Source organism: Vibrio sp. JZG120 (genome assembly GCF_053890955.1).
Genome location: NZ_JBSRRK010000032.1, coordinates 1 through 6,120, shown reverse-complemented (window position 1 = coordinate 6,120; position 6,120 = coordinate 1). Strand labels below are relative to the sequence as shown.

The 6,120-nt window shown below is 43.4% G+C and carries 4 protein-coding genes; all 4 read right to left on the bottom strand.

From position 1 onward, the window contains the following. Nucleotides 1-2,744, bottom strand: a 2,744-nt coding sequence (locus tag ACWPOD_RS23555) for a type I restriction endonuclease subunit R (protein WP_456232298.1), incomplete at its 3' end; no start/stop codon positions are given. Then, nucleotides 2,741-3,922, bottom strand: a complete 1,182-nt coding sequence (locus tag ACWPOD_RS23550) for a PD-(D/E)XK nuclease family protein (protein ID WP_237309911.1) — start codon at nucleotides 3,920-3,922, stop codon at nucleotides 2,741-2,743. The genes ACWPOD_RS23555 and ACWPOD_RS23550, both read right to left, overlap by 4 nt. Nucleotides 3,923-4,217: 295 nt before the next feature. Continuing rightward, nucleotides 4,218-4,799, bottom strand: coding sequence for a cytochrome P450 (locus ACWPOD_RS23545; RefSeq protein WP_237309909.1), 582 nt, complete (start codon nucleotides 4,797-4,799; stop codon nucleotides 4,218-4,220). After that, entirely contained in the window at nucleotides 4,796-6,022 is a 1,227-nt protein-coding gene (locus tag ACWPOD_RS23540; RefSeq protein WP_237309906.1) for an ankyrin repeat domain-containing protein, read from the bottom strand. The genes ACWPOD_RS23545 and ACWPOD_RS23540 overlap by 4 nt, the downstream gene beginning before the upstream one ends. Nucleotides 6,023-6,120 lie beyond the last annotated feature (98 nt).

The window sequence follows — 6,120 nt, the reverse complement described above, 5'->3', positions numbered from 1 at the left end:
AGCAGTTCTACGGCTAAATTCTTCTCTTTCATATTGGCGACATCTTCCAAAAACTCAGGAGAGAGCAAGCCAATATTGGGCTTATCTAAGCCAACGGTTTTGAAGATGTCATCGACTCCATCTGCCACAATTGCATTGTTGAGGATCTGGCGCAAAGCAGAATTGCGTAATTCGTCGCTGCGTTTCTTGTCAACAGTAGAATGTTTTAAGAAGGCGGTCTTAATCGCTCCATAAAAGGCAATCTCGCTCTTATAGCCGTCCACTTCATCCAAGGTATTACACAGTGAGAAGGCTTTCATCATCGCAGCCATAACATCAAGAAAACGGCGTTTACCATCACGAACTTCTTCACCTTTGCTGTTGCGGTGTGAGAGGCCAGATATATGGTTCACGGCTCCCGGAAGCAGTTGCAGTGGTTTGGTTTCAAAATCCGGACGATAATCGAAGACGGTACCATCGACGGGCGTGGCAAACATTCCGCGAATCACGTCTATTTTTTCCATGAAGACAGCGAAAGCTTCAGCGGTGTCGACGGTAGGCTGACCTTTCCCTTGACTGTTGGTATAGGTCTTAAGTGCGTTTTTAAGCTCATTGGCAATACCAATATAGTCAACAACTAAACCTCCGGGCTTATCCTTAAACACGCGATTCACACGCGCTATCGCCTGCATCAGGTTATGACCTTTCATTGGTTTGTCGATATACATGGTATGGCAGCAAGGCGCATCAAAACCTGTTAGCCACATATCACGGACAATTACTAATTGCAGTTCATCACTGGTGTCTTTATAACGTTTCTCGAAAAGCTTCTTAGTCTTCTTATCATGGATATGAGGCTGCATTTTAGCTTTGTCGGCGGCGCTGCCAGTCATGACGATTTTGATCGCGCCTTTATTTGGATCATCGCTATGCCATTCGGGTTTGATAGCCACAATTGCATCGTATAAATCCACACAAATCTCGCGACTCATGGCAACGATCATAGCCTTGCCCGGAAAGGTTTCACAGCGAGTCGTAAAGTGCTCAACCAGATCTTGCGCAACCTGCTGGATTCTTGGCTCTGCACCAACGAGTTTTTCGAGAGCTGACCACTGTGATTTTATTTTCTCACGACTCTCAGTTTCTTCGTCTTCGCCTATTTCCTCTTCGACCTGATCGTTAAGCGCTTCGATTTCACCTTGATTAATATCGAGCTTGGCTAAGCGAGATTCGTAGTAAATCGGCACAGTGGCGCCATCATCGACAGCATCTTGAATATCGTAAATAGAGACATAGTCACCAAAGACACCACGAGTATCTTTATCATCCATCGATATCGGTGTACCCGTGAAACCAATAAAGGCCGCATTTGGTAGCGCGTCACGCATATACTTTGAGTAGCCATACACATAACGCTGATCAATCACATTGCCGTTCTCGTCTTTGACATCAACAAGTCGAGCTTTGTTGCCATACTGACTGCGGTGCGCCTCATCGGAAACCACCACGATATTAGATCGTTCAGAAAGGATAGGATGTGCCATTTCTTCATCGAGCAGCGCAAACTTTTGTACGGTTGTGAAGATGATGCCACCGGACTGACGGTTAAGAAGTAAATCGCGTAATGAATCACGATCTTCAGCCTGTTGAGGGATTTGCTTCAACGTTTCTTGAGCCATGGTGAAGGTATTAAATAACTGACCATCTAAGTCATTACGGTCAGTCACCACCACTAAAGTTGGGTTATTCATCTCCGACTGTTGAAGTAACTTACTCGCGTAGCAGACCATCGAAATGCTTTTCCCGCTGCCTTGGGTATGCCAAACCACGCCTGCTTTTTTGCTTCCGGGCACCACCGTATTGGCATAGTTGGCTCGTGGTTCGGTGACTTGGTCAGAGGTTGTGGCCGCGATGACAGTTGCTTTCACCGCAGCACGCACGGCATGGAATTGGTGATAACCTGCGATTTTTTTGATGATCTTGTCGCCATCATTTTCGAACAATACAAAGTAGCGAATGTAATCGAGCAGCAATTCTGGCTTAAAGAAGCCACGCACCATGGTCTCTAATTGGAATTCGAGTAACGGCTTATCGTCTTCGTCCTCGATGGTTTTCCATGGCAAAAAGCGCTCTTTATTAGCCGTTAACGATCCGACTCGCGCCGTCCAACCATCAGAAATGACCAGCGCTTCATTGAATACAAAGAGATCAGCGATTTCTTCTTTGTAAGTTTGGATTTGATTGTAAGCATTCCAAATATCGGCGTGATCATCGGCTGGGTTTTTTAGCTCTATCACTGCCAAAGGCAAGCCATTGATAAATGCCACGACATCAGGCCTGCGATTGACCTTGGTGCCTGTAATGGTGAACTGATTGACCACTAAGAATTCGTTATTCTCACGGTTCTCAAAATCAATTAAGCGAACATGAGTATGTTTGCTCACCCATTGTTCTTGCTCCATCACAGAGTATTCAACGGGCACACCCTCGATTAAATATTGGTGAAAGAGTTTGTTGTTTTTAATAAGTACAGGCGTTTGCGGCGTGGCAACGGTTTTCGCTACTTCGATTAAGGTGTCACTGGGTACATTAGGGTTTAAGGTTTCCAAGGCAGACACTAAACGCGCCTGTAGAGTGACTTGCTGATAGTTTTCACGTTCAGGCGTATCACCATCCGGTGCTATGTCATAGCCATTTTGGTATTGGTAGCCTAGCTCTTTAAACCAATCGAGGCATTGTTGTTCTAGTTGGTCTTCTGTTATCACTTTGGTTCCTCGCTACTTAAGCGCTGCATCTCGGTGCAAAAGGAATTAAACGCGTCATTCTCAAGAAAAACGCTTTGTAACATTGCCATTTGAGTAAAATATACTTCCGTCTGCTCTTCTAACGTCTGAGCATCCTGAATAAAACTCGTAAGCTCGCGATATATAATCAAAGGATGCCACGGGTTTAATTTATGCCCTGCAATAGTTCTATCACTTAGCTTCCAATCTGTGGGTAATTTCGCCTTAATTTCATTGACCAGAAGGTCATAATACCCTTGAGATTTTAAACTAGACTGGATGCTTTTATTAACACTCAACACTAGCGATGCAATAGGCCCATTTCCCATCAAATCTTCGACTTGATGATCATACCCGTCCATAATAAACCCGCAGAATATTCCGGGTATCCAGCCACTTTCGTCATTGCCTGCATTGATTGAAGAAAACTCCAAACCAATTCGACCGAAAGCATCGTAGCGACCACGCGCGTTACGGTGTTTAGGCGGAATGTGAAATTTAACCTTATTACTTTCCTGATAAACAGGCCATGACCGATGCAGAGAGCGACGCGCTATTTCATAAAGCTGCTTATCTATATTTTTAACGTCATTGTAATAGGCGATCGCCAAAGGATTTAGCGGTGTTGAATTAACTAATCCATTGCTTTTTATTAAGTTAACGAACTCAGCGCGCAACCAGCTCTCTTTATTATCACCTTCACCTAGCGACTCAATAATTTTGGCGACTTCATACCAACACAAAGCGATATCCGGTGATTGGCGGTGTTGTCCAGAATGAGCAGTAACGAGAGCGATGAGGAATGACTTATTCAGATGCGCTTTAGCGAATTTTCGATAATTACTGAGTTGCTTATTGTGTAGTTCAGACCAAACCTTGTGCTCAAAAACAAGGCAAAAGTCCTCATCGGTGGAGTTCCACAACAGATCAGGATACTTTCCACCAAAATTGACTTGAGTATCTATATCTGTGGAAGTGGATAGATTTAAGATCTCCGCTCTATACTGTGGTGATTTTTCAGCAAGTAGCTGAGCATATGCTTTTCTGACCACTTCATCATACTTAAGTAGCCAAGCAAACGCTTCGGTAATAAAGTTTTCTGTAGGGGATGTTTGATGACTTGATGCATATTTGCTGACGTTAACAAGTAAACTTTCCATATCAATGATTCCATGATGCCTCAGTACTTTTAGCTAAGTCTGAGGCTATTATATGTTTATTATTAGTTCTGTTAGCCTAACTCGATTTAGATTATCACCAAGTTGCTATTTTTATCTAATACCAACAGGTCTGGGCGAACTCAGGTATCATCAAAGCCACACCCCCCTTTCTGAATGATTACCATCCCTTCACCGATTGCATGTGGTTGATGATCAGGCCATTCTTGTAAATGTTCTCGCTCTCGAAAACCTAACTTATTAAACGTGAAGCGAACTTGAATACATAACTATTTACTTACAAAAAAGGGAGTCCAAACAAAGCACCAATAATCCCAATAGGGCTAATAGGTAAAGCTACATCACCGACAAGATCTGCTAGTCCTTCACTTACAACGTCACTTGCTACGGATTCACCAACATTGTTAAAAACTTCACCTGTTAATACCTCTGACACGGTATCATCCAATACAACATTGTCGATCCCCGAATCAATCACCAACGTGCTATCCAAGCTATCGGCGACCTCACTAGTGACAATAATTGGGATGTCTGAGTTTTCAGCAAGCGTCTCATTGATATAACTGACGCTGTCTGTCGCTTTAAGCTGAACTTCTGCGGCAATATCACCATCACTCATCAGAGCAATATCCGAAACGGGGTGATTAGTTGCTTCAAATAACAAAGTATCCATACCTTGATCGTTGAGTGCAGTGACAACCTCTTGCTCAAACACAATGCCTTTGATATTGCTGATATGTCCCGACATCGCATCGGGGTCGACATCAGAGAAATAATCAAGAATGTCGTCGTTACTTGCGAGTTCTAACTCGTTATAACCACGACGGACTGCATCAAAAACTGAGCTTTGAGCAATCATTGCTGACGCGATCCTGACAAGTAGTCAACAATTTGCTTGAAGCTAGTATTAAGCATTGGATAAATACGGTGCCCATTTACGTTGCTCAAATTTCCATGCGTCGGTGCATTTAATTTCGCAATATCTTGGGCAGAATTACCCTTTTTAGTTTCAAATTCAGTATTAGCTCCAAGTCCAACCAGTTTCATGACGGATTCAAGGTAGCCACTACTAGCTGCAACCATTAAAGGTGACCATCCATCCTCATTTCGCAAATCAAGATTGGCACCTTTACTATGGATAAGTTCCAATGTTGATGCTTGGTTATAACTTGCTGCCCAATAAGCGGCAGTTCTTCCAGACTTACTCTGAAGATTTACATCCGCACCTTTATCTATCAGCAACGAAATGAGTTCATTTTTGCCATTTTGAGCCAATAAAGATAACGCTGGATGCGAGTCTTTGTTTCTTGCGTTAGGATTCGCACCAGCAGTAACGAGCGCTTTGATCATTTCATCATCACCTTTAGTAACGGCGATAATCAGCATCGTTTCATTATCTTCGTTTTCCACATCTGGATTAACGCCATTAGCTAGTAGCTTCTTAGCGATGTTGACATGCCCATTTTGATACGCTGACAACATAGCGGCTTCTGAGTACTTGGCGCTGAATACCGCACCTTGAGCAAGGAGCTTATCGACGACTTCTAAACGTTGTTTGAAATAAGCGCCAGTAACCGCATTCCAGCCATCGTTATTGCAAACATCGACGGCAGCTCCGTGCTTAAGCAGAAATTCAACCGCTTTGACTCGGCCTTTCATTGAGGCCCAAATTAAAGGTGTCCAGCCCTTGTCGTTTCGGATGTTAACTTCAGCGCCTTTTTCTACCATCAACTCTGCGAGTTCAAAGTATTCATTGTCTAAACAAAGCAACAATGCGCTGCTCATTTGTTGTGGTCGATAGTTAGGGTTTGCGCCTTTGTGTAACAGTGTTTGAGCAATATTCAAAAAACCAAGTTCAATCGCCAACCGAAGTGGGTTATGACCTGCATGATTGATATCAAAACCGACGCTGTTAATGATGTTCTGGGAGAGTGTCGAAAACCCATTTTTCAAAGCAAGCTCAAATGGCGTTGCTTCTAATTCTTCAAAGACGGTGTTAACTAACTCTGGCTGATGTTCAAGTACATCATTCAATAACGCCAAATTACCAGACTCAATGGCAGTCAATAGTTGCTCAGTCATTAGCATTAACCCTTTCGACGTCTAACTCGATTTCGCCGGAAAGCAATTTAGGAAGCAAAGTGTCACGTAGCGTGGCTAACTGGTTGCTCTGGAGTCGC